General features: G+C 46.4%; 20 protein-coding genes. 4 read left to right on the forward strand and 16 right to left on the reverse strand.

All coding sequences use genetic code 11. The annotated features are described in order from the left end of the window. Window positions 1-85 precede the first annotated feature (85 nt). The 3 genes from ACFSB2_RS16190 to ACFSB2_RS16200 all read right to left on the reverse strand — a co-directional run bounded on the left by ACFSB2_RS16190 (window position 86) and on the right by ACFSB2_RS16200 (window position 2,261). Window positions 86-964 (reverse strand): N-acetylneuraminate lyase, encoded by an 879-nt coding sequence (locus ACFSB2_RS16190; RefSeq protein WP_377944176.1) that lies wholly within the window; start codon window positions 962-964, stop codon window positions 86-88. Between the two features lie 163 nt (window positions 965-1,127). Beyond that, a complete protein-coding gene (locus tag ACFSB2_RS16195) occupies window positions 1,128-1,577 on the reverse strand; it encodes a phosphotransferase enzyme family protein (RefSeq protein WP_377944128.1) in 450 nt (149 codons plus the stop codon). A 159-nt stretch (window positions 1,578-1,736) separates the two neighbouring features. Beyond that, window positions 1,737-2,261, reverse strand: a complete 525-nt coding sequence (locus tag ACFSB2_RS16200) for a GNAT family N-acetyltransferase (protein WP_377944129.1) — start codon at window positions 2,259-2,261, stop codon at window positions 1,737-1,739. Window positions 2,262-2,988: 727 nt separating this feature from the next. On the opposite strand from ACFSB2_RS16200, the gene ACFSB2_RS16205 reads away from it, so the two are divergent. After that, on the forward strand, window positions 2,989-3,690 hold the full coding sequence (locus ACFSB2_RS16205; RefSeq protein ID WP_377944130.1) for a class I SAM-dependent methyltransferase: 702 nt from the start codon (window positions 2,989-2,991) through the stop codon (window positions 3,688-3,690). Window positions 3,691-3,994: 304 nt separating this feature from the next. On the opposite strand, the gene ACFSB2_RS16210 is transcribed toward ACFSB2_RS16205, so the two are convergent. Next, window positions 3,995-4,603: a methyltransferase domain-containing protein gene (locus ACFSB2_RS16210; RefSeq protein WP_377944131.1), complete on the reverse strand. Its 609-nt coding sequence runs from the start codon at window positions 4,601-4,603 to the stop codon at window positions 3,995-3,997. 173 nt (window positions 4,604-4,776) lie between these two features. Between ACFSB2_RS16210 and ACFSB2_RS16215 the strand changes: the two genes are divergently transcribed. Then, window positions 4,777-5,565, forward strand: a complete 789-nt coding sequence (locus tag ACFSB2_RS16215; RefSeq protein WP_377944132.1) for a class I SAM-dependent methyltransferase — start codon at window positions 4,777-4,779, stop codon at window positions 5,563-5,565. Between the two features lie 252 nt (window positions 5,566-5,817). Here the strand turns inward: ACFSB2_RS16215 and dapF are convergent, their stop codons facing one another. The 7 genes from dapF to ACFSB2_RS16250 all read right to left on the reverse strand — a co-directional run bounded on the left by dapF (window position 5,818) and on the right by ACFSB2_RS16250 (window position 12,885). Then, on the reverse strand, window positions 5,818-6,657 hold the full coding sequence (dapF, locus tag ACFSB2_RS16220) for a diaminopimelate epimerase (protein WP_377944133.1): 840 nt from the start codon (window positions 6,655-6,657) through the stop codon (window positions 5,818-5,820). A gap of 46 nt (window positions 6,658-6,703) precedes the next feature. Further along, window positions 6,704-6,838, reverse strand: coding sequence for a hypothetical protein (locus ACFSB2_RS16225; RefSeq protein ID WP_377944134.1), 135 nt, complete (start codon window positions 6,836-6,838; stop codon window positions 6,704-6,706). 111 nt (window positions 6,839-6,949) lie between these two features. Beyond that, window positions 6,950-8,245 carry a glycosyltransferase gene (locus ACFSB2_RS16230; protein WP_377944135.1) on the reverse strand — a complete coding sequence of 432 codons (1,296 nt, stop codon included), beginning with the start codon at window positions 8,243-8,245 and terminating at the stop codon, window positions 6,950-6,952. A 52-nt stretch (window positions 8,246-8,297) separates the two neighbouring features. Beyond that, a complete protein-coding gene (locus tag ACFSB2_RS16235) occupies window positions 8,298-9,179 on the reverse strand; it encodes a GNAT family N-acetyltransferase (RefSeq protein ID WP_377944136.1) in 882 nt (293 codons plus the stop codon). Window positions 9,180-9,649: 470 nt separating this feature from the next. Next, entirely contained in the window at window positions 9,650-10,492 is an 843-nt protein-coding gene (locus tag ACFSB2_RS16240; protein ID WP_377944137.1) for a carbohydrate ABC transporter permease, read from the reverse strand. Continuing rightward, the gene (locus ACFSB2_RS16245) at window positions 10,492-11,487 is read right to left on the reverse strand and encodes a carbohydrate ABC transporter permease (RefSeq protein ID WP_377944138.1); all 996 of its coding nucleotides are present in this window, start codon (window positions 11,485-11,487) and stop codon (window positions 10,492-10,494) included. Before ACFSB2_RS16245 ends, ACFSB2_RS16240 begins: the two co-directional genes overlap by 1 nt. A 36-nt stretch (window positions 11,488-11,523) precedes the next feature. Beyond that, the gene (locus tag ACFSB2_RS16250; protein ID WP_377944139.1) at window positions 11,524-12,885 is read right to left on the reverse strand and encodes an ABC transporter substrate-binding protein; all 1,362 of its coding nucleotides are present in this window, start codon (window positions 12,883-12,885) and stop codon (window positions 11,524-11,526) included. Between the two features lie 267 nt (window positions 12,886-13,152). Here ACFSB2_RS16250 and ACFSB2_RS16255 point away from each other — a divergent pair, with 267 nt between their 5' ends. Continuing rightward, window positions 13,153-14,049, forward strand: coding sequence for a helix-turn-helix transcriptional regulator (locus ACFSB2_RS16255; protein WP_377944140.1), 897 nt, complete (start codon window positions 13,153-13,155; stop codon window positions 14,047-14,049). Between the two features lie 38 nt (window positions 14,050-14,087). Here ACFSB2_RS16255 and ACFSB2_RS16260 read toward each other — a convergent pair whose 3' ends face one another. Beyond that, on the reverse strand, window positions 14,088-14,792 hold the full coding sequence (locus ACFSB2_RS16260) for a TetR/AcrR family transcriptional regulator (RefSeq protein WP_377944141.1): 705 nt from the start codon (window positions 14,790-14,792) through the stop codon (window positions 14,088-14,090). 258 nt (window positions 14,793-15,050) lie between these two features. Between ACFSB2_RS16260 and ACFSB2_RS16265 the strand changes: the two genes are divergently transcribed. Further along, window positions 15,051-16,481 carry an MDR family MFS transporter gene (locus ACFSB2_RS16265; protein WP_377944142.1) on the forward strand — a complete coding sequence of 477 codons (1,431 nt, stop codon included), beginning with the start codon at window positions 15,051-15,053 and terminating at the stop codon, window positions 16,479-16,481. A gap of 190 nt (window positions 16,482-16,671) precedes the next feature. On the opposite strand, the gene yicI is transcribed toward ACFSB2_RS16265, so the two are convergent. From yicI to ACFSB2_RS16285, 4 genes are all read right to left on the reverse strand, one after another. Continuing rightward, window positions 16,672-18,993 carry an alpha-xylosidase gene (yicI, locus tag ACFSB2_RS16270; RefSeq protein ID WP_377944143.1) on the reverse strand — a complete coding sequence of 774 codons (2,322 nt, stop codon included), beginning with the start codon at window positions 18,991-18,993 and terminating at the stop codon, window positions 16,672-16,674. 75 nt (window positions 18,994-19,068) lie between these two features. Beyond that, window positions 19,069-19,890, reverse strand: a complete 822-nt coding sequence (locus ACFSB2_RS16275; RefSeq protein ID WP_377944144.1) for a carbohydrate ABC transporter permease — start codon at window positions 19,888-19,890, stop codon at window positions 19,069-19,071. Continuing rightward, window positions 19,887-20,753 (reverse strand): carbohydrate ABC transporter permease, encoded by an 867-nt coding sequence (locus tag ACFSB2_RS16280; RefSeq protein ID WP_377944145.1) that lies wholly within the window; start codon window positions 20,751-20,753, stop codon window positions 19,887-19,889. The genes ACFSB2_RS16275 and ACFSB2_RS16280 overlap by 4 nt, the downstream gene beginning before the upstream one ends. Before the next feature lie 78 nt (window positions 20,754-20,831). After that, entirely contained in the window at window positions 20,832-22,103 is a 1,272-nt protein-coding gene (locus tag ACFSB2_RS16285) for an ABC transporter substrate-binding protein (protein WP_377944146.1), read from the reverse strand. Between the last annotated feature and the right edge of the window lie 136 nt (window positions 22,104-22,239).

A 22,239-nucleotide genomic window follows, 5' to 3' on the forward strand; every position in this document is an offset into this window, starting at 1 on the left:
AGGTAGCACCGCATCCATACGCCATTCGGCCTAAGACCTTTATCGATCCGGCAAACCAAACACTTCACTTTGCATCATGTGTCTTTCATAGTGAGAATCTATCCACTAATCTTTTCACTTCATCGCGCCGGTTTTGATCAAACCGTTTCATCGGTTCTCGACATACACCAGCGTCAATCCCTTTCACTTTCAAAATTCCTTTGAGCGTCTGATAGATACCCAATGCCAAAATTTCTTCAATCAGATCATTGGTCTCATGTTGAACAGCTAAGGCGTTTTGCAAATTGCCTTGGCGAACGGAGGCAAGTATTTCCTTGGCTCGCTTGCCATTCACATTAAATGTGCTGCCAATCGCCCCATCGATGCCCATCACCGCTGCCGACAGCAACATTTCATCAAAGCCGGAAAACAACAGTTTTCCTGGAAAATTTCGCTTTATCCGCTCAAGTAGATAAAAATCACCCGATGTAAATTTGACGCCGATGATTTTTTCGTTTTGGAATAACTGCTCAAATTGAGAGCGTGACAAATTGACGCCAGTGAATGAGGGAATGGAGTAGACGAACATGTCCTTGCCTGTTGCAGCGATGATCGAATCATAATAGTATTTGATCTCCGCAAAATCGAATTTGTAATAAAACGGCGTCACGGCGGACAGACAATCATAGTTCAACGTTGTTGCGAACTCTCCCAATTCGATGGCCTCATGCAGGTTGATGGATCCCACCTGTGCAATCAATGTTGCTTGATCCTGCACTTCGTCCTTCACAATTTCAAAAATCAGCTTTTTTTCTTCGGTTGAGAGCATGAATGTCTCACCAGAGCTGCCATTTACGTACAGACCATCGACTTGGCAGACATCCAGATTGTGCCGCACGACCTGCCGCAATCCTTTTTCAATCACCTTGCCGGACGCATCAAATGGCACGAGCAATGCGCTATAAATCCCGTTGATTTTGGCCATCCCCTTTTTGGCATCGATTTTGGACAATTGATGCAAGCGTTTTCTTAAAGATAAACAAAAACGCTGACAAAGCAAGCTTGGTTTTTATCTCCCTGGTATGATTTGCAATATCGCCAAGTTTCACATCTGGGGAGTCGGAAAACGACTCCCCAGCGCACGGTTCTTACAACCCTCGCTGCTCCAGTGACGTTCTATATGAGACGACGCAATCGGTCAACTTGGCATGCAATGATTGAAACCACTCTGGCGCAGCCTCCTCGTCAGGCACATCAATGGCGCGAACGAGCTTCGCGTAGCTGATCAGGGCGCCCATTCTCCTGAACATGGGCACTTGCGAGTATATCGCCGGATCGAACGAAGCATATTCGCGATATCCCTCGACAAATGACTGGAACAAGGGATGATTCACATCGTCATCTTTCTCCAAAAGCGCTTCAAGCGCAAAGACAATGTCTGCGGCATACCAGTCATATGCACAGTCATCAAAATCCAGAATGCCAACACCATCTTCCTGCCAACAGAGATTGTCGAGTTCAAAATCAAAGTGAATCAATCCAAAAGTTGTCGGGATGGATGTTGAGCGACTCGGCCCACAATTCTGGCCGGGAAGCATCCACTGTGTTTAGCAACCAAATCTTGTTCTTCAAAAAAAGAATCCCATCCCAATGAACTCAACGTTCTCGCCATTCGCATTTCCCCAATCCTCTTTTTTGAACGCAAAAAAACCGCAAGGCTAAGCCAGCGGTCAACTTAATCAAATAAAAACATAAGATCATAGATCAATCCAAAACCGCAGAATAACGTTGCCATCGTCTTCAACGTAGCTCGTATCCTGAACGCCGCCATTTTTACGTATCGTCTTTTCGGAGCCTACATTCCACTCGTCACAGACAACGAGGACCTTCTCTAGTCCCAACTCCCTAGCCTTTTCCAAGGCCAACGACAACAGCTTTGTCGCATATCCTTTTCGTCGCTCAGAAGGTCGAATGCCATACCCAATGTGCCCGCCTCTGTTCAACAGTTGTTCCGTTAGCCCATGTCGAATATTGACCACGCCCACAATTCGCCGCTCCCCAGTGACCATCCAGTACGTGGAATCAGGAACCCATCCATCTGGCAACTGTTCACCTTTCTCGTTCTTGAGCAGAAACTCAATCATGCCCTGAAAGTCTGTCGGATCTCTGGAAATCACCCAGGGCACCATCTTTTCCCCACGCTCTACCCACTCCCTGTAAAAGGTAAGGTACGCATTTTGCAATGCCAAGGATGGGCGCGATAAATATACTTCAGACTCCATTTTTTGACCTCCAGTCTATTTGACAATCTTGATTTCATGGCTTTGATTTTCCTTTGGTATCGAGCTTCACAAACTCTTTGTCCAGGATCTGAATATGTTAAGATTGAAGAAGCCTTTCTTGGGAGGGTCATTTTTGAACAAAGTGTTGTTCGTGATCGCAAAGTGTATATGGCTTTGTATTGCTTGTGTAACGGCGTTCTATGGTGTGTATTATTTATGCTTAAAGTATCATACGTACGTTATTATGAAAAATAGGGGCGATTCCTGGGCAGGACCTCCGACAAGCATGTTGGAGTCTCCAGGTGTTTTGCTACATTGTGAACACTGGCTTGTTGGGTTATTGATAAGCACCGCCGTATTGTTATTCGGTATGTTTACATTTCGTGTTTTCAAACCATCTAGTGTTTAAATTATTTGGATGATTGCACCATATAAACCCATTTAACCCTATAAAGATATTGGAGCATTAAGATAACGAGGTGATTTAACGTCCGTTATTGGGTGACCTAGAGGGTTTCATGGATAGGACTTGGTGTCCCGTTCAGATAAGTCGAACCCATTCTTTTTCATAGAAGGGATTTGTCATAGCTACAAGGAGCACATTTCTAAACAGTGACCTAGGAGGTGGCGCGATGAATGGCATACGAATTAGGGCAAAACTTTCCACAGGGGATAGCGCCTATTAGCCCGCAAACCAGCGTATTTCCCCTGAAGAAGGGGCATTTTGTTGAATAATCCATTTCTGCAGATTGACAATCCAGCCGCTTGGGGACCAGGTTCTTTCGAGATGGCTTTTCCTTTAGTCAATGCCTTAGGTATTCAGCCAGGGATGCGAGTATTGGAAGTTGGAGCGGGATCTGGTCAAATCGCTGCAACCTTAGCTAAACATTGGCGTGTGTCTGTAGTTGCCTTGGAGCCTTGGAGCGATGGCATCGAAATACACACTAACGCAAAGTTACTCAGCGTAGAAAATCAAGTGCTAGCAATGCGACTAAAAGCACAGTCGCTGCCTTTCCCTAACGACTGCTTCGACGCAGTGATTAGTATTGGGGCATTCGAAATGATCGAAGATGACCGTCCGATCACCTTGGCTGAAATGGTTCGAGTTGTCAAACCCGGGGGCCGTGTAGGAATCGCTGAACCGATGTGCTTACCCGCCCCGATCCCCGATGAAATCGCTGAACTAGACAATCAGACAGGTGGAAGCTTTCAGAGGTGCTTCCGAACTGTTGCGTGGAACTGCAATTTGTTCCGTCAATACCAACTAAAGGTCATTGATAGTGAATATTTCTCACAAGCTCGACAGTGGTGGTTAGAATATAGGGAAAAACATCTCATGTCACAGACAGACCATGCCCCCGAACAAGAGTTAATTCTTCGTGACGAAGGTCGATGGATATCGTTGGGAATGGTGGTTGGAGAAAAGTAAGTCTGTGAATCATGTTCCCACTAAAATCCCGAGGGTAAAAAACTCGGGATTTTGCTATGAAAGAAACAGCTAGTGCCCCATCAGGCAACCTTGATCTTCTTTTGTTCCCTTAGAATTCGCTCGTCGCGTTTATGTTTATTCTGCCAGCGAATGTACGCCCGGATGGCTTGGGCAGTACTACATTGACCTATCTCGAAAATGGGATAACATCTTCGACCTCATGTACGGATAATTGGCAAACATACGGAACTACAGACAGTCAATCGATCCGGCTCAAACCATCCTGCAGTATACAATGTTCACTTCATCTGGCTTCCATCACTTTTTTGGTTTTGGAAAGAAAGCAACTTACGCTTGGATGACTATCAAAAATCGTAATGTCTTCGAGAATAAGCTCAGTCTCTTTTATAAAATCAATAAATTTCTCTTCACTATGATTCTTCAAAAAATCCATATAGATCAGGTGTCCGCCCGTGCGCACAAGATCAATACAGGCTCGAAGAGTCTTTTTATACTCCCCTGTCTCCCTCACCGTTGAACCGATAATTGTAACAACATCAAATTGCTCTGATGGAATAGTAGAGTTCAAAATATCCATGCACAGCACTTTTGACGCATTCGGATGTGCTTCTCTCATCTGTCGATATTGGAACATTCCACAAATTTCACTGTCAATATCTATGCTGGTGAGTTCACCCTTACCCACAAGTAGGTATCCTAGGTAATCATCCCATTCTCCGACACCAATCCCCACATTACACACTTGTATTCCTTCAAAAATTTTAAGATGTTTCTTGATGTAATCGCGGGTTACATACTCCAAATACAGTGATTCAGGGGATAAATTCCACGGTTGAGCTTCCGGCCCTCTTAGCTCTAGGTAAAAATCAAGAAGTTCCTTATCATTTTTCATCTTCACAACCTCCTAAAATGTTCTCTCAATATAACGTTTAACGTACATGTTTTGTTGGAACAGTAGACCGAGGATATTTCTCCACGGACTATGTTTAAGAAAGCTTTACAAACATCAAGTATAATGATATGTTAGCGCTTTCCAAACATCAGTATCCAAGGAGGTCTATCTGCATGCAAGAAGAGATGACGAGGGCCAATAAGGTAGCGTGGAATACAAAAGCGTATGATGCTTGGGTAAGACACTACGGAACTCCTGTCAAACTTGCCGAAGAATTGAAACAGAAACATCGGGAGCTTTTACATCTTTGGCTCAAATACATTGGTGATCCAGCAGAAAAGCGAGTTCTAAACCTCCTTGGTTCAACTGGTCGAAGAGCAATATCTCTAGCCATGTTGGGCGCCGATGTAACCGTAGTGGATATATCTCAAGAGAGCAAATTATATGCCACTGAGACTGCATTCCATGCAGGCGTTCATCTCAATTACATCGCGGCGGATGTGCTGAACATCCCGAATGAAGATACACTCGGGACATTTGACATCGTTTTGATGGAATTTGGTATATTGCATTATTTCATGGATCTAAACTCCATATTTTCCGTGGTTAATCGAAGATTAAAACAGGGAGGGCGATTGATTTTAACCGACTTTCATCCTTTCTCCAGATTATTGGTTAGTACTCGAAATCTACCTAATCCATCAGGGATTTATTTTAGAGATGCCATCGTAGAAGGTGAAGTGGCATTTGCAAAACTTCTTCCAGAAGAAGATCGTTCCGGATTGGGCAAGGTGTTAATACGAAGCTGGACTGTAGGTGAAATTCTAACTTCCATTGCATCCCAAGGCTTGTTTATACGCACGTTTGAGGAAATAAGAAATTCAGAAAACCCAAACCTACCAGAATTTTATACGCTCATTGCTGATAAAATGGAAGTACAATTGCCCCCATTGTACTTCTGATGTTACCTAGCCTTTCGTTGTTAAACTCATATGAATGATTTCAAGCAGATGACGTAACATCAGGCCGTGAAAAGAAAGCGAAAATAGCAAACATTCGAGTTAAAATCATAAGATTCAATTGATCCAGTTGGTTGTATAGCAGTGAAAAGATCGCGGGGCTTGTCCTCGATCTTTTTGCTGTTATTAAAAAAACACAATCATATCCCTGTGTTTCTTTTGAAGACAACTCGTATCTTTCCACTTCTACGGTAGTCAAGCAAAAATTTCGTTGGATAAAACCCCCTTAGATACAAAAACCACGGGTCCCGTCATTTGTATCTTATAATTATCCAAGATGACTATTTCAAGCTCCCCACCTGCCATCTGAACTTTGACGGTATTTTGCGTTAACCCCAAGCGAAAAGCTGCAGCCGCCGCAGCACAGCTACTGCTACCCGACGCCAATGTATAACCAGCGCCGCGTTCCCAGATCTCGATTTGGATATGATGTCGATCTATAACTCGCATAAATTGTACATTTGTGCGGTTCGGGAACATAGCGTGATTCTCCAAATGAGGCCCCATTTCTAAAGCAAGGTCTTTTGATAACATGTTTACAGGCACCACACAATGAGGATTCCCCATGGATACACACGTTACGGTCAACTTCCTGCCATTTACAGCTAGATGTTCATTAACAACCTCTCTTTCTTCTCCCAGCACGGGTATTTTCGTACTGAGAAAGGTTGCCGCCCCCATGTCCATCACAATCTTGTTCCGGCGATCTATCACGTGTGCGGTAACCATGCCACCGAGCGTTTGAAAGCTAAATGGCTCCACACTATTTCGATATCCTTCATCAACTAGATATCGAGCAAAAATCCTTGTTCCATTTCCGCTTTTCTCCGCTTCACTGCCATCTGGATTAAAAATACGTAATTGAATGTCTCCACTCTTGGTAAACAATGGACCATATAATACCCCGTCGGCCCCCTCACCAAAATGAGGTTTGCAGATGGCTCGCACAGATTCTTCATTTATTGGAACCGAGGTCTTATTTGGATCGACCACAAGATAGTCGTTCCCCAGTCCGTGATAACGATAGAAATCCAAGTAAAATCACTCCCACGTAATCGTCATATAGCGCTAACACTATAAGTTAGGTATACTCACGCATGAGCCATTCCTTCAGCTGGTGAAACGCACTATGTTCACTCCAAAAGCGAATCACTTCATCGCCAGCGAGATCGGACAGCAAAAAATCCGCGTTCTCCGGTCTCACCAATCGGTCCATCACCGTACCCTGTTTTCGAATTTCGCAGCATTCGAGGTAACATAAACTAGCTCCATCAGAAATCATCCCTCCGCGAGTGTGGGAACCTGTTGAATGGCTACCTTCCTTCATTCAATTACTCGTATAGATGGGAACAGCAGACAAATGTTTTTCTAGCCAATCCATCGCATTTTGTAGACCATTTTCCGCTTTGATGGACTTCCCTAATTCGGCCGCTCTGGCTTTTACAGATTCATCTTGCAAGTCTTGAATGGCTCGTGTCAGATTTTCTTTAGTCATTTTAGGAAAAGGCAAATGACGCCCGACATTCAGTTCCGTGATTCTTTCTCCCCAAAAGGGCTGATCCGCATAAGTCGAGCAAATCATCGAAGGTGTCCCTGATGCCAAAGCAGTGTGCGTCGTGCCTGCACCCCCGTGGTGGATTACGCAACTGCAGCGAGGGAACAACCATTCGTGTTCGGCAGACTTGATCATAAACACAGAATCCTGCAGTGGTGTTCCTTCCACTGTCATGTTGGACCAGCCAGAAGCAACGATCGCTCTTGCATTCAGCGATTTTGTGATATCCAAAACCATATCGATCATGTTCTGCGGCTCCAAAACGGGTAGGCTGCCAAAGCCAAAATAAATGGGAGCCTGCCCACGGTCCAGCCACGCTGCAAGATGGTCGCTTGTTTTTTCCTCTGAATGCTTGGGTATATATTTATCATCCATTTTCCATTGACCCGTGATGAAGTTGTGATCGCCCCAGTCTTTGGGATGAGGAATGATAGAAGGGCTGTACGCATGGAGAATGGGTATCCGCTGTTGGGCCAATCTTTTAAATACGGAGCCGCGAAGTGGCGCCAGTTCCAGTTGTGAACGCCATTCGTTTATATCGCCTGCATTTGAATTCTGCCACACCTTTGAAAATACTTGATGCGTCAGTTGATTCATGAATCCGAAAGGTAGACGTTTGGCCCTGACCAAAAATTGAGGAAATTCCTTTGTGGTGGAGACGAATGGGAAAGGCGTGGCCAACAAAAAAGGTTTCTTTAGTTTTTCGGAAAGGGTTGTGACATGGGGTAACAATAAAGGGTGAACGATCATTACATCACAATCCTGACAGGCAAGAAAAAGGTCCCGCTGAAGTTCGTAACGTATTTCATGACTGATTCGCTGCAGCGCTTTCATAAATTCCTTTACATTACCGGAAGCCATCCACCGACGCCCCTCTTCGGATTCAAGAATTTCTTGGGTGTTTCCGGCTAGCGAATTGTAGGATATAGGGAATTGTTGAAGATAAGTCTCAAAATTTTCGGGTGCGGCCAATGAAACTTGGTGACCCGTTTCCTGTAGTCCAAGAGCAAGCGCGAGAAATGGCCGTAAATCGCCCAAGGTGCCCATCGTCAATAAGGTGATGTTCATTTTTAATCCCCCCTACAAATAATTGTAACTCGAATTGCCATTCCCGACGGTATCATTCTTTCGGAAAGGTATGTTCAGCAAAGCAAGCGATTTCAGCAAAGTGATACTTTTGATAAAAACGAATTGCCTTTTGATTGGATTTGGCAACGCGCAAACAAACAGGTTTGGTTTCTCCCTGATTCATCAAAGCCTTGGTCGCATGTAGCAAAAGTATCTTTCCGTAACCGAGTCCTTGGTATTGGGGATGCACAACCAGATCACTGATGTAATTCGTATCGACAATATACGCACCTACAAGGGCGTTTTCGTTCCAAAACGCTCTGAGTTCATTTTTCTGCGCTTTAGCCTCTAGACGTTGAGCGAAGATATCCTTATGATTCGAATACCAATCCACTGGCCAACCGTTTTCCTTGTTCAATGGATAATAAGCTTGCTCAAACAAGTGCACGAACTCATTGAACTGCGACCGTTCAAATGACCTGACGACCAGATTAGCAATGGGAACTTCAGGCGGAATGGCACCTTGATAGGCCAACTCAAAACCCTCCATGTCCGAGGCGAACCCCAAGTCCCTCACACATTTGACGATGTTTGCATTTCTTCCGTACACGTTAAAACACAATGGTTCCTTATCGGCGATATACGATCCGATGGTAGACTCGATAAGTTGGAGAATATCGATATCTACCATTTCTTGCATAAACGATGCGTAAGCATAATTCGTCCCCTGCCAGTGAACAAGACAGTACACACCTTGATTCGGCGGACGCCCATCGTGATAAAAAACCTTGATTCCCGATGCGTCAGCCGCGCAGCGCACAAAATCTGCTGTGTCCGGGGACAGGCGTTCAATCAAATCAAGGATTGAATGCTTCGAGTTTTTTTCCATCCCGCTCATCATCTCACTCTCTGCTATCCCCAGTTCAGTGCGCATCGGTTCTGTCCACTCCTGTGCTGAATCGCGCCAGATAGATTCTGCCGGAACAATATATGGATCAAACGGATGAAGAAAAACAACAGCATCAATGTCCGAACCATCATGCGCCGTGCCAGTTGCTCACGTTTATGTAGAGTAGCAGATGTCAATGGAGTTGCTCCTTTCCAGTCATATCCGTTCGAATGAAACAGCAACAATGAGCGCCCTTAAGCCTTATGTCTACTGATACTTGACATACATATATAGAAATGAATGAAAACGAAATACTGTTGGGATTTTTCCTCTACCATTTTAACTCAACTTCCGCAGAGGAATCTGACCCATACTACTACAATTTGTCTAGTGACTTTACTTAACCATTTAGAATAGAGAAATAAAAGTCCAAAGTGATAAATCCAGAGCAAATTTAAAACCACCCTATCCGAATCAGGGTGGTTTTCTTTGAGCGTGAATTGCCGCTTCAGAAACTAGCCTTTGACACCGGACAAACTGATGCCCTCGATAAACGTCTTTTGCGCGAAGAAAAACACAATCAACATAGGCAGTAAAGTCACCAATGCCCCCGCCATCACCAACTGCCAATTGGACGTATATTGACCCAAGAAAGATGACAAACCTAGCTGCAGCGTCCACAGCTTCTGACTGCTCAAATACAGCATCGGATTGAAGTAATCATTCCATGTGCCCATAAATGTAAACACGCCGACGGTCACCATTGCAGGTTTCGACAGAGGGAGAATAACCTTACTGTAAATCGTAAAATAATTCGCACCATCAATAAATGCCGCTTCATCGTAATCCAGCGGAATCGACAGATAAAATTGCCGCAGTAAAAAAATGAAGAACGAATTTCCAAAAAACGAAGGTAGCGTCAAAGGCCAATACGAATTATACGCACCAAGCACTTTCCAGCCGATAAACTGGGGAATGAACATCACCACCGACGGAATCATCATGGTCAACAGCACACACACAAACCAAAAATTTCGACCTTTGAATTTGATGCGGGCAAATCCAAAAGCAATGAAACTATTGCTGAGTATCGCGCCAATCAAATTGACAACGACCAGGAATAGCGTATTGCGAAAATAGAGAGCAAACGGGGCATCCTGAAATGTTTGAACGAAATTCGACCAAAGCAGTTGCGAGGGCCACCATTTCATCGGCACTGAAAAAATCTCTCTTGAACTCATGAATGAGCTACGTAGGAGCCAAAAGAACGGAAACAACATCAGAATGGTGAATACAGTGAGCAACACGTAAAGTACAATTTTGATTCCAACTCCTCTTGTCTGCATAGAAGTCCTCATCACTGTGCACCTCCTTCGTAATACACCCAACGATTTGAGAAACGAAAGATGATTCCCACACAGATGGCTACAATGATGAACAATACCCAAGCAAGTGCGCAGGCGTATCCCATCGCATTATTTGTGAACGCTTGATTATACAGATTGAGAATATAGAACAGACTGGCGTTGTTCGGACCGCCGTCGGTCATGATTTGACCTTGGGCAAACGTCTGTAAACTATTGATAAAATCGGTGACAAAATTAAAAAAGATGATTGGACTAATCATTGGCACAGTGACATTCCAAAAACGTCGCCATAATCCACCGCCATCCATATCGATGGCTTCATACAAATGTTGTGGTACACCCTGCAGCGCAGCCAGATAAATGACCATGTTGTTCCCAGCGCCCCACAAGCTCATCACGATCATCGCCGGAATCACCAAGCTTGAATTGTATAGCCAGTTCTGCGGTTGAATATGAAAGAACCCCAACACGGTATTGAGCAGCCCGTATTCTGGATTGTAAATGAACGACCAGATCACAATCGCCGCAACCAGCGGTACAATGGTTGGAATGTAAAATACTGTACGAAAGAAACTTTTAAAGCGAATTTTGGCATTCAAGAGACTCGCTAAGAACAGCGCTAATATATTGATCAGAATCACGCTGACGACACCGTAATAAAACGTTACACGTAAAGATTGATAAAAGAGCGGATCGGCGGTAAATAATTTTCTGTAATTACTGAACCCAGCCCACTGCATCGGACTGATGATATCCCAGTGCGTCAAGCTCACAATGAAACCAAAAATCACAGGCGCGAGGACGAAGATGAGCATGCCTAAGATGGTGGGCGCAATAAAAAGGTACCCCCACTTCATGCGCGATTTCTCAGACGGTGTCATTTTACTCCGTTTTTTCTCTACTCGAACGCTTTGAGCAGCCATTTCACTGGCCATATGAAGGCACCCCATTTCACGGAATTTTAAATCGTTTTTTGGGGGAACCATGTAAGGACTCCCCCAGGCTTGGCTTGTATGTTGTTTTTATTGATAAGCGCCCTGCAAAAGTGGTTGGATTTGTGAAGCCGAGCTGTTCATGGCCTGTTGGGCAGTTTGTTTGCCTGTCCACACATTGCCAAGTACCTGTGTCAACTTATTGTCGATCTCGTCATTGTTTTTAGCCCAACTATAATAGGGAGATAAGACGATTTTGGAATTGGTGACCGTTCCCCGCACGACTTCCATATAGTTTCCGCCGTGTATCGAGTTATTCGCCCACAACTTCACCGATTTGGGGTCTGTATACCAACTGAGCAGTGGAGGAATCCAGACGCCTGTCTGATACATATTTAGAATATTTTTTGGATTCAAGAGATAACTGAGCAGCTCCCAATCGGCTTTTTGGTGTTTGCTGCTTTTAAAAATAGAGATCCCGGCACTCCACACGCTGTCTTTAGGCGTTTTAAACATCGGGACCGCTGCATAACCCGGTATATATTTATCTTGATTGAATGTTCCGACATCGTACTGCCCATCAATCAGCATTGCCAGTTGACCATTTTCCAACATCGTCGTGCCGGATGGCATGGTGGATGAGGCTGTGGGCGCCGGCGCAACGTGATCATTCAAAGCCAAGTCGGCAATCGACTGCAGGACCTGTGTAGAAGCAGGCTTGTCGATCAACAGTGTCTTCCCATCCCGTGTCATGTATCCCCCGCCATTACTTTGCATCAACGGATCTAGGTCAAAATAGGCTTCATTTACCTCCACGCCGTATGTCTTGGTTTTCAACGGCTGGAACCCTGGGTCGCCTGGATGTTTGCCGCTTGCATCGACGGTCAGCTTTTTTGCAGCCGCGACCATCTGGCTCCACGTCCAGGGATGCTGGGGGTTTGCAGAAGGCGGTTGAATCCCTGCTTGTTTAAAGAGATTTTTGTTGTAAAAAAGCATTGGGATCTCGGGGCCAATCGATACGCCCCAATCATGCCCTTTGTCCTGGAAGATAAGTCCAGGTAAAAAAGCGCTTCCACCCTTCGCATAATTGATCCCTTTCATATTTTTCACATCTTGCGTCAAGTCTGTTAACTGCCCCTTCTCCCCATATAAATTGGGATAGTCCATGTAGGCAATATCTGGCGCCGAACCAGCGGCGACGAGTGTGGATAGCTTTTGTTCATAATTTCCGTTGGTCACAACATCCGCTTTCACCGAGATATTCGGATGCGTGGACTCAAAATTACTGAACGCCTGTTTAAGGGAAGTTAACTCTTGCCCAGAAGCCCACGTTAAAAAATCAATTGTGATTTTTCCATTTTGAGAATTGCCGCTGCCACTACTACCGCAACCGCTAACCAAGAAAGCGATTCCAGTGGTGAATGAAAGACAGGTCATTGCGTATTTCTTCATCACATTCAACCCCTTGCAAATAGTTGTGAATCCCTTTCAGGCATCCATTATAGCTGTCATTCATCGCGAATCATTAGCCTAAAATTACTGACTATTCGACATAAATTATCATCATCAGGACATGATTGCCGTAGTGTGGGATGATTGGCGCAAGAAAGTCACTCACATAGAAGGGGGTATTTTTGATTTTTTCGCACACAGCATACGTTGGTATATGATAGCCGCAAAATCGTTTCCGCAGAGGCGTTCTTTGAAAGGATGAGTCACATGGAAAAGGGGTTCAAGGAACAGACTTCCTTCCTCAACCAGGCTTTCCCAATCAATATATTTACGTTACCAGCCCCAGACTATATATACGTTCACTGGCATGAACATTTGGAACTGGTATACATCATCTCTGGTTCACTGACCATGCAAATTGACACAACGTTTACAGAGGTTTTTGAAGGAGACGTCGTTTTTGTCAACTCTAAGCAAGTGCATTCTACGAAGAATGAATCACCTGGGACTAAACTGATTGCGATCGTCTTTAACGAACGATTACTTCGCAATGCGCATCTGGATTACACAGAACATCGGTATATACTCCCTATCCTGAATCAAGAGATTCATTTGCCTACTTTTCTAGAACGGGAAAATCGATTAACCAAACAGATTGTAGACTCGATTATTCGTTTAGTTTGTGAATTTGACAGCAAGATGTTGGGATATGAGCTATCTATTAAATCTGACCTCTTTAAGATCTTCACAGCAATTATCCGCTACGCTCATGAAAGCGTATTAAACAGCAGTGTGATCAAACGAACATTGGATAGCACACACCCATTGGATGGCATATTGCAGTATCTCCAATCCAATTTAGACAAACACATCTCTTTAACAGAATTGGCCCGTCAATACAACGTCAGCGCAAGCCATTTTTGTCGCCTGTTCAAAGGACTAACAGGGAATACACTGCTCAAGTACCTGAACCAGTTGCGCATTCAGCAAGCTGAGAAGCTCCTCCGGGAATCTGAAATGCCAATTTCGGAGATTGCAGAGAGACTTGGCTTCAGCAGCTTGTCTCACTTTGAAAGGGTATTCAGGAAAATGCATTTCAGTAATCCGTCTGCTTTTCGCGCAAAGGCGAAAACTTCGGGGATTTATATCTATGACATGAACTGATGCAAACTTTGCTCATTAAGCCCTCCATCCAATGGCATTCACGCCATATGGCCCACATCATCTTCTCTTCGCGCGAGTGACAACTGTTCAATGCCCGAAATGAGAATGGTAAGCCCTGTTTGAAACATGCTGATCGACCCAAGTTCGCTGAATATTTGATTGCGATGCATCCGACGAAGCGGATCGGCAACATGGTCAGGTAAATGATCCATCGCGTTGGCGGACTGTTTCTGTACGTGTTCCATCCCGTCCTGTTGCATCGCCAGATTCACTTTCTTCTGTTGATGTCGATCCAATTCAAAAGAAAGCACATAGTTGAGCATGCATGCAATCGCAGAGAACTTATCTCGGTCGCTAAGCGGCAGCGGATCGACAATGATAAGCATGGCGTTGATCAACGCTAGGTATTCGGGTTCTGACGGCAATGTCTGCATCATCAATTGCGCGGAACAGGGGTATTTTTCTAATTGCTCACGAAAATGCATGCCGAATTGATAAAGAGCCGCTTTCCAATCTTCCTCATTTCGAACGGACAGCAGGACTTTCTTCGCAATTTCATTCGCCAAATATTGAAAAATATTCTGTTTGCTTGGGAAATGCCAATAAAGAGAGGCCGCCTTAATATCCAGTTGCTTTGCCAATTTCCGCATGGTGAAGTTTTCAATGCCATCACTACGCAACAAGTCCCAGGAGGCGCTGACGATCTTTTCCTTCGTGATGGGCGTGGCCTTGTTTGGGTTCAAGATTAAACGACCTCCATTCGTTGATATCAATCATTATAAACCAGACAAGCAAAATATCTAACGTCGTTAGTTTTTATACTTTACAAGACCGATTTTCTTGTTATCATGAAACTAACGTTGTTAGTCTTGAACGTTCAAAAACCGTTTGGTATGCATCCTACACAATTTCTCTGCCGCCAAACTAACATCGTTAGTCTCGAAACAAATGTCAGTCATTCCTGATTCGACACACGCGTATCAAAGAAAGGTTGTGTTCGCTTGAACAGTTTATCAAATGAAAGTGTGGCAGCTTTTTCTGTCAGAAAGATTCTACCGACCTTATTGGCGCTCATCTTTGGCATGCTGGTGGTCATGTTGGACAGTAGTGTGATGAATGTGGCCATTCCCCAATTGGAAAAGGCGTTCCATGCCGATTTGAAAACCATGCAGTGGACAATTACCGGCTATACACTCGCGTTATCCGCAGTGATTCCCTTGGCAGGCTGGTTTTCTGATCGGTTTGAAGCAAAACGGGTATTTTTGCTGTCTGTCGTCCTGTTTATGGTTGGGTCTGTTTTATGTGCTATGGCGACCACCCCCGCACAACTGATTACCTTTCGCGTTCTACAAGGGCTTGGCGGCGGCATGGTTACGCCCATCGGCTTGGCGTTTTCGTTTAAAGTGGCGCCGCCGGACAAACGCGGCGCTATCATGGGGTTATTGGGTTTGCCGATGCTGATTGCGCCTGTGTTGGGTCCGCTTCTCTCCGGTTGGCTTTTGGAATATGCAAACTGGCACTGGATCTTCTTTATCAATGTTCCCATCGGCATTGTGGCGTTGGGCCTGGGGTATCGCTTCCTTCAGAGATCAGACGCCGGCAAACACCTAAAGCTCGACATCATTGGCGCGATTTTGGCGCCTGTCTCCTTCGCGACACTGATTTATGGCGTGCATAATGGCGGCAGCGAGGGGTGGAGCACGTTGTCCACTACCGTACCTTTGGCCATTGGACTGATGCTTCTGTCTGTATTCATTGTCGTGGAACTGCGGCAACAGACACCACTTTTGGAATTGCACGCTTTTCGGTCGATGGAATTTAGCAAAGGGCTCGCGATTGTCTTCATGAATTGGATGGCCATTTTCGGCGCTCTATTCTTGATCCCGCTCTATTTACAGCAGGTGAGGGGGTTTTCCACCTTTCACTCTGGCCTGATGGTCATTCCCCAAGCAGTGCTGTCGTTTGTCGGCATGCAGATAGGTGGGAAATTGTTCGACAAATTTGGCGCACGGCCGGTTGTCTGTACTGGGCTTGCCGTGTTGTCCGCCGCTCTATATTGGCTATCTCGGATTCAGGCAGACACGAATATCTTCCTTCTGGCGACCAACCTCGCGCTTCTCGGTCTTGGACAAGGATTGACTTCGATGCAGATCAGCACACACGTCCTAAAGTCGGCGCCAGCAAAACTGATTAGCCGCGTGACACCCATAACCACCTCTGGGCAACAGATTTTCGGTTCCCTCGCCATCGCGATGATGTCTGGATTTTTGACGTCCAACATCACAAAGCATATCCAACTGGTCACCAACTCGACAGGGACACGGTTGGCGGCCATGGCAAACGGATTTGGCGATACGTTCTTGATAGCCATGGGGGTAAGCATTTGTGGCCTTGTGATGGGGCTCTTTTTGCGTCGGCAAGAAACACGCTGAGTGCAAACAGATGATCCGGCATTTGGTACAGAGTCAGGAAAGGGTTAAAGGATGGTGGCGACTTGCCAACAAAACGACAGGGGTATGGAAATGAGAAACTACCGCTTAGTATTTTTCTTACAAATAACCTCCTTCCATTCATTCAGCAGGAGGGGCAGGCCATGTTCCAAGCCTCCCCCTCTACCCACGCTTACTTCAGTTCAATTTTGATGACGCCGTCAATCACTTCCGGCGTGATTTCTGTCCCGCTTTCAGTTTGTGTCCACGTGCCATTTTGTACGCTGGTGACGGTATCCACATTGCGCAGAAGGATACGCCACGCGTTCTTTGCGCCTTCTGCATGTACTTCAAGCTGCTTCCCGTGGCGTTGAACATGAAGCGTGATCGCAACCGAACCATCCGTGTCACAGACGGCTGTTTGCAAGTCCGCGCGCTCGCTCAACGCAAAGACGTGAAAAGTGACGCCGTCGCCGTAACTGTAATCAGGCTTCGTGGTATCATGGCCAACGGCAATGATGGAATTCTCGCGGACGAACAGCGGCAAGCTCATGTAGTCGTAATGTTCATTGCGCCAGACGCCGCCAGTCACGCGCTCGCCTGTCAGGAAATGCGTCCACATTCCTTGTGGCAGATAGTAAGACGATGTCCCGTCTTCACTAAAAATAGGCGCCACGAGCAGCGAATCGCCGAGCATGTATTGCCTGTCCAAATAATGACACGTAGGATCCGCTGGAAACTCCAACATCATCGGCCGCATCATGGGGATACCACGCGTTGAGGCGTCTACGGCCATTCGGTACAGATATGGCATCAGACTGTATTTCAGTTTTGTAAAATGCCGCAGTACATCGACCGACTCTTCATCATAAACCCAAGGCACGCGATATGATGTGCTCCCATGTAGACGACTGTGGCTAGAGAGTAAGCCAAACGCAACCCATCGCTTGTACAAATCAGGCGCCGAGGCGTCTTCGAAGCCGCCGATGTCGTGGCTCCAAAATCCGAAGCCAGATAGGCCCAGCGACAAACCGCCACGTAGGCTCTCGGCCATCGATTCATAGGTGGCGCTGCAATCGCCGCCCCAATGCACCGGGAACTTTTGACCGCCAACGGTGGCGGATCGGGCAAAGAGCACTGCCTCCTTTTCTCCGAGCGTTTCTTTGAGCACATCAAAAACCACTTTATTGTACAAATACGTGTAATAGTTGTGCATCTTCTGCGGATCTGAACCGTCAAAATAGACGACATCTGTGGGAATCCGTTCGCCGAAGTCCGTTTTGAAACAGTCAACGCCCATGGCGAGGAGGCGCTTCAATTTTTCCGCAAACCACGCACAGGCGTCGGGATTGGTAAAATCGACAATACCCATGCCCGCTTGCCACAAATCCCATTGCCACACGTCGCCATTCGGTCTCTTCAACAAGTAGCCGTGCGCAGCGCCTTCCTCAAACAGTGGGGATTTTTGCGCGATATATGGGTTGATCCAGACACAGATTTTCAATCCCTTTTCTTTCAAGCGACGCAGCATTTGCTCTGGTTCGGGGAAAACGCGTCTGTCCCATTCGAAGTTGCACCACTCGAACTCCTTCATCCAGAAGCAGTCGAAGTGAAATACGCGCAGAGGAATGTCTCTTTGCGCCATTCCGTCAACAAAATGGCTGACTGTTTTTTCGTCGTAATTCGTCGTAAACGAGGTGGTCAGCCACAGGCCGAAGGACCATGCTGGCGGCAGCGCAGGTTTTCCCGTCAAGTCTGTATACTTTTCCAACACTTCTTTTGCGGTTGGTCCATTGATGATGTAGTATTCCAGATACTCGCCAGCTACACTGAACTGAACTTTGGAGACCACCTCGGAGCCAACTTCAAACGAGACGAGTTCAGGATGGTTGACAAACACACCGTAGCCTTTGTTGGTCACATAAAGCGGGATGTTCTTGTACGCCTGTTCTGAATTGGTGCCGCCATCCTTATTCCAGATGTCGACCACCTGTCCATTCTTGACAAACGGTGTAAAACGCTCGCCAAGCCCATAGATGCATTCACCAACACCGATGCCCAATTGCTCACGCATATAGACCTCTTTGTTGTTATCCACCACGTAAGCCATGCCTTTGCGCCCACTGCCCGTGAGCCGAGTTTGGCCGTTGTAGTAATCCACAGACCAGATGTCTTGTTTGCTGACTTTGACTGTCAAATCCCCGCTCGTCAGGGAAACGGCTTCGTCCCCCTCATCGATTTGGACAGCCCCGCTTCGTCCTCGGATTTCAAATTCCGGCGTGCGTTTTTGCCCCCCTTGATAATGGTAGAGCTGAACGTGAATCACATCCGGTATTGGGGAAGAGAAGCGCATGGTGAGCAGAGGCCCATCCAATGTCGCCCCGCGCGTGGCCAAATGTTTGCAAGGCGCATATACCGTCACTGAATCGTCATCGCGCACGACCTCGTGCACTTCGACAGGGGAATGGACATTGACGCCGGATCGATTGAGCCAATTGCCGTTACTGAATTTCATTGATAGTCACTCCTAGCTGCATCTCTTTATATCTCGACAATCGCCCGCGGCCATCTCCGCACTTGGGCAAACCCTTTACTTGATTGCCCCTTTGGTGACGTTGTTGACAATCCATTTTTGAAAAAAGATGTAGATGATGATCATCGGCAGCAACGCCAACAAATACGAGGCAAAAGCCAAGCTGTAGTTGGTGCTGTACTGCGACTGGAACGCATATTGTACGAGCGGCAGCGTGTACTGGTTCGGATTGGACAACATCACAAGTGGCAGCAAAAAGTCGTTCCACGCCCAAAGACCGGTTAAAATGGCGACGGTGGCATTCATCGGCGCCATGAGTGGGAAGACGATGCGCCAGAAGATGGTCCAACGGTTTGCGCCATCCACCAAAGCTGCTTCTTCCAGTTCCATCGGAACAGAACGAAGGTAACCAACGTAAAGAAATACGTTTTGCGATACACCATACACGATGTACAAAATGATCAAACCGATGCGGCCGTCCAAGCCGATGTGGCTCATTTGACGCACGAGCGGCAGCATCAGGATGGGAAATGGCACGAACATGGCTGCGAAAAAGTAGTAATACACCGCCTTGAAGAACCGTCTATGCATATTTCTAGCGATGGCGTAAGCAACCATCGAGTGCGTGAGCACCGTCAACACCACGGCGAAGACCGTGATGACGAAGCTGTTCATGAAGGTGCGGAAATAGTGTGTGACCGCCATTGCCTGGGTAAAGTTCCCCCAGTGAAATTTGTTCGGAATGCTGAGCACCGACTGTGCCAACTGCTGCGGACTTTTGACAGCCACCATGATGGCCATGTAAATCGGAAACAGAATAAACAAGGCACCGATGATGAGAAATACTGTTGCGACCCAGTTGTTTTTTGTTCGGCTCATAACTGCACCTCGCGTCCCTGCAGCACACGTACTTGAATCAACGCGACGCAAACTAAAATAATAAGGAACACAACGGCGTTGGCGGATTGGTACGCCAGTTCTCCGCCACCTAACCCGTTGGTGTAAATGACGAACGAGATGGACTGTGTGGATGTTCCAGGTCCCCCGTTGGTCATCCCCACGACTTGATCAAACACCTGCAAGTAAGTTTTGGCTGCTAACACCATGTTGATGGTGAAAAACGGAACAATTAGCGGGAACGTGATCTTCCAGAACGTCGTCCACGGCGATGCACCGTCGATGCTGGACGCCTCGTATACATCCTCTGGAATCGTCTGCAATCCAGCGAGATAGAGCAGGGTGTTAAACGAAGCCCCTTGCCACACCGAGACGATGACAATGCCGACCCACGCCCAACCTGTCCCGAGAATATTCTGCGACAGCGCCGTAAAATGCATATCCTGGGCAATCGTCGGAATCAAATTTGAAAACAAGTAATTGAAAATAAACGAGACAATCAGTGTGCTAAGTACATACGGCAGAAAATAGATGGCTCTAAACGTCTTAGAAAGCTTAATTTTTGCATTGAGCGCCAAGGCGATGAGCAAGCTGATGACATTCACCAGCACCGTGGTCACAATGGCGAACTCAAATGTAAAACCATAGGCGTGCAGAATCTGTTTGTCGTGCAGCAGGTCCAAATAGTTCTTGAATCCAATGAAATGATATGGACCAAATCCGTTCCAGTTCGTAAAACTTAGGAAAATGCCGTGCAAGGCAGGCCAGGTGTGAAAGTAAAAAAATACGACCACCATGGGCACTGTCATCAAAAAGTAGGTGAGCGACCTCCTCATCCAGGCCATCGTAACACCATCCTGACTCCATTTTTTAAAGCGGATGGGGGAAGCAATTCCCCCATCGTGCAACCCGTTTGAGCGTAATTACTGATGTGCAGCTGATTGCTGATACAAGTTGTCCATCTGTTGCAGCAGTTGGCTCACAGACTGTTTCTTCGACAAAGCGCCTTGCAGAACAGCCTCGTATTGGTTGCCAGCCGCCATTGCTGGTGGATAGTAGTGATCATCAAAGTCCACGACTTTTCCTTGGTCAATGTACGGTTGCAGACTGGTCAACGCCGGGTCCGTGTTCTTGACGCCTGTCACTGCTGAGAACAATCCAGCGACAGATGCATACTGCGATGCCGTCTTGTTTTGCAAGAGGAAGTCAATGAACTTCATCGCAGCCGCTTGTTTGGCGGAATTTCCGGAATTCGACACCGCCAACAGGGAGTCTACGCCAGAGACCATCTTGGTCTGGCTTGGATCATTGGTCGCTGGCACAACGAATGTGCCGAGTTTGATTTTCGGGTTCGCTTGACGAATCACCGGCAAAGTCCAGATGCCGTTGGCGTAGAACACTGATTTTCCGTTTGCGAAATCTGGATTGACATCGTTGTAATCCACGCCGAATTGATTCGAATTACCATAGGAAACAAACTGCTGCAAACGTTGTGCGGCAGTGACGTCGCTCTTGCTGAACGTCGTCTTGCCCGCTTTTAAATCCTTGATAAAATTGGGGCCTTCGGTGTTCACTGCAAGCGCATTCCAAATCGGCGCAATGGTCCAAGCATCTTTAAAACCGTTATAGAATGGGGTGCCACCAGCAGCTTTGATTTGCTGTGCTTCGGACATCAACTGGTTCCAAGTGGTTGGCACCTTCAAATGATATTTGTTAAAGAGTGTCACATTGTAAATGATGGGCACCGCATTGACCGTGTACGGAAGCGCGTAAGGTGTGCTCTTGCCCACTTCCCCTTCGAGCATCTTCAAATAAGCAGAAGAAACTTTGCCGACCTCAGGTGTGCCAGACAAATCTTTAAACACCCCGTTGTTGGCCATTTGAATGAACGTTGCGTCAGCGCCCATAGCAATGATGTCTGGAACGCTCCCTTTGGCGAGATCCGACTGAAGCACGGTGTCGGTGTTGGGTGGATTGATTTGCTTGATTTGAATGTTCGGATTCTGCTTTTCGAACTTCTGAATCATCTGATTCCATTGGTTCACAACTTCAGGCTTGTTTTGCAGAAATTCCAAAGTCACCTTGCCGCCACTGCCGCTCGATCCTGTGGCGTTTCCGTTTCCTGAAGTGCCGCAACCTGTCACAACAGCGGATAATGCGATAAGTCCGGATGCAACTGCCATTATCTTTTTCAAATAGCTCTCCCCCTCGAACTGATCTTCCAATGTGATGCAAACGCGACAGCGCTTGCAAAGAATCCAAAAAACACCCCTACACTAATGTTCCAGGATCTACATCTCTCTATGCCAAGCCTCACCACCAATCCAGTGC

Origin of the sequence: Alicyclobacillus fodiniaquatilis (assembly GCF_042678105.1) — a bacterium.
Lineage (GTDB): Bacteria > Bacillota > Bacilli > Alicyclobacillales > Alicyclobacillaceae > Alicyclobacillus > Alicyclobacillus fodiniaquatilis.

What these genes read in the sequence shown, in the direction of transcription:
- ACFSB2_RS16240 (WP_377944137.1), bottom strand. Translation starts at nt 10,492, where the DNA reads ATGAGGACTTCTATGCAGACAAGAGGAGTTGGAATCAAAATTGTACTT.
- ACFSB2_RS16225 (WP_377944134.1), bottom strand. Translation starts at nt 6,838, where the DNA reads ATGGACCGATTGGTGAGACCGGAGAACGCGGATTTTTTGCTGTCCGAT.
- ACFSB2_RS16235 (WP_377944136.1), bottom strand. Translation starts at nt 9,179, where the DNA reads ATGCGCACTGAACTGGGGATAGCAGAGAGTGAGATGATGAGCGGGATG.
- ACFSB2_RS16255 (WP_377944140.1), top strand. Translation starts at nt 13,153, where the DNA reads ATGGAAAAGGGGTTCAAGGAACAGACTTCCTTCCTCAACCAGGCTTTC.
- ACFSB2_RS16200 (WP_377944129.1), bottom strand. Translation starts at nt 2,261, where the DNA reads ATGGAGTCTGAAGTATATTTATCGCGCCCATCCTTGGCATTGCAAAAT.
- ACFSB2_RS16250 (WP_377944139.1), bottom strand. Translation starts at nt 12,885, where the DNA reads ATGAAGAAATACGCAATGACCTGTCTTTCATTCACCACTGGAATCGCT.
- ACFSB2_RS16280 (WP_377944145.1), bottom strand. Translation starts at nt 20,753, where the DNA reads ATGGCCTGGATGAGGAGGTCGCTCACCTACTTTTTGATGACAGTGCCC.
- ACFSB2_RS16210 (WP_377944131.1), bottom strand. Translation starts at nt 4,603, where the DNA reads ATGAAAAATGATAAGGAACTTCTTGATTTTTACCTAGAGCTAAGAGGG.
- ACFSB2_RS16190 (WP_377944176.1), bottom strand. Translation starts at nt 964, where the DNA reads ATGGCCAAAATCAACGGGATTTATAGCGCATTGCTCGTGCCATTTGAT.
- ACFSB2_RS16245 (WP_377944138.1), bottom strand. Translation starts at nt 11,487, where the DNA reads ATGGTTCCCCCAAAAAACGATTTAAAATTCCGTGAAATGGGGTGCCTT.
- ACFSB2_RS16215 (WP_377944132.1), top strand. Translation starts at nt 4,777, where the DNA reads ATGCAAGAAGAGATGACGAGGGCCAATAAGGTAGCGTGGAATACAAAA.
- yicI (WP_377944143.1), bottom strand. Translation starts at nt 18,993, where the DNA reads ATGAAATTCAGTAACGGCAATTGGCTCAATCGATCCGGCGTCAATGTC.
- ACFSB2_RS16230 (WP_377944135.1), bottom strand. Translation starts at nt 8,245, where the DNA reads ATGAACATCACCTTATTGACGATGGGCACCTTGGGCGATTTACGGCCA.
- ACFSB2_RS16275 (WP_377944144.1), bottom strand. Translation starts at nt 19,890, where the DNA reads ATGAGCCGAACAAAAAACAACTGGGTCGCAACAGTATTTCTCATCATC.
- ACFSB2_RS16195 (WP_377944128.1), bottom strand. Translation starts at nt 1,577, where the DNA reads ATGCTTCCCGGCCAGAATTGTGGGCCGAGTCGCTCAACATCCATCCCG.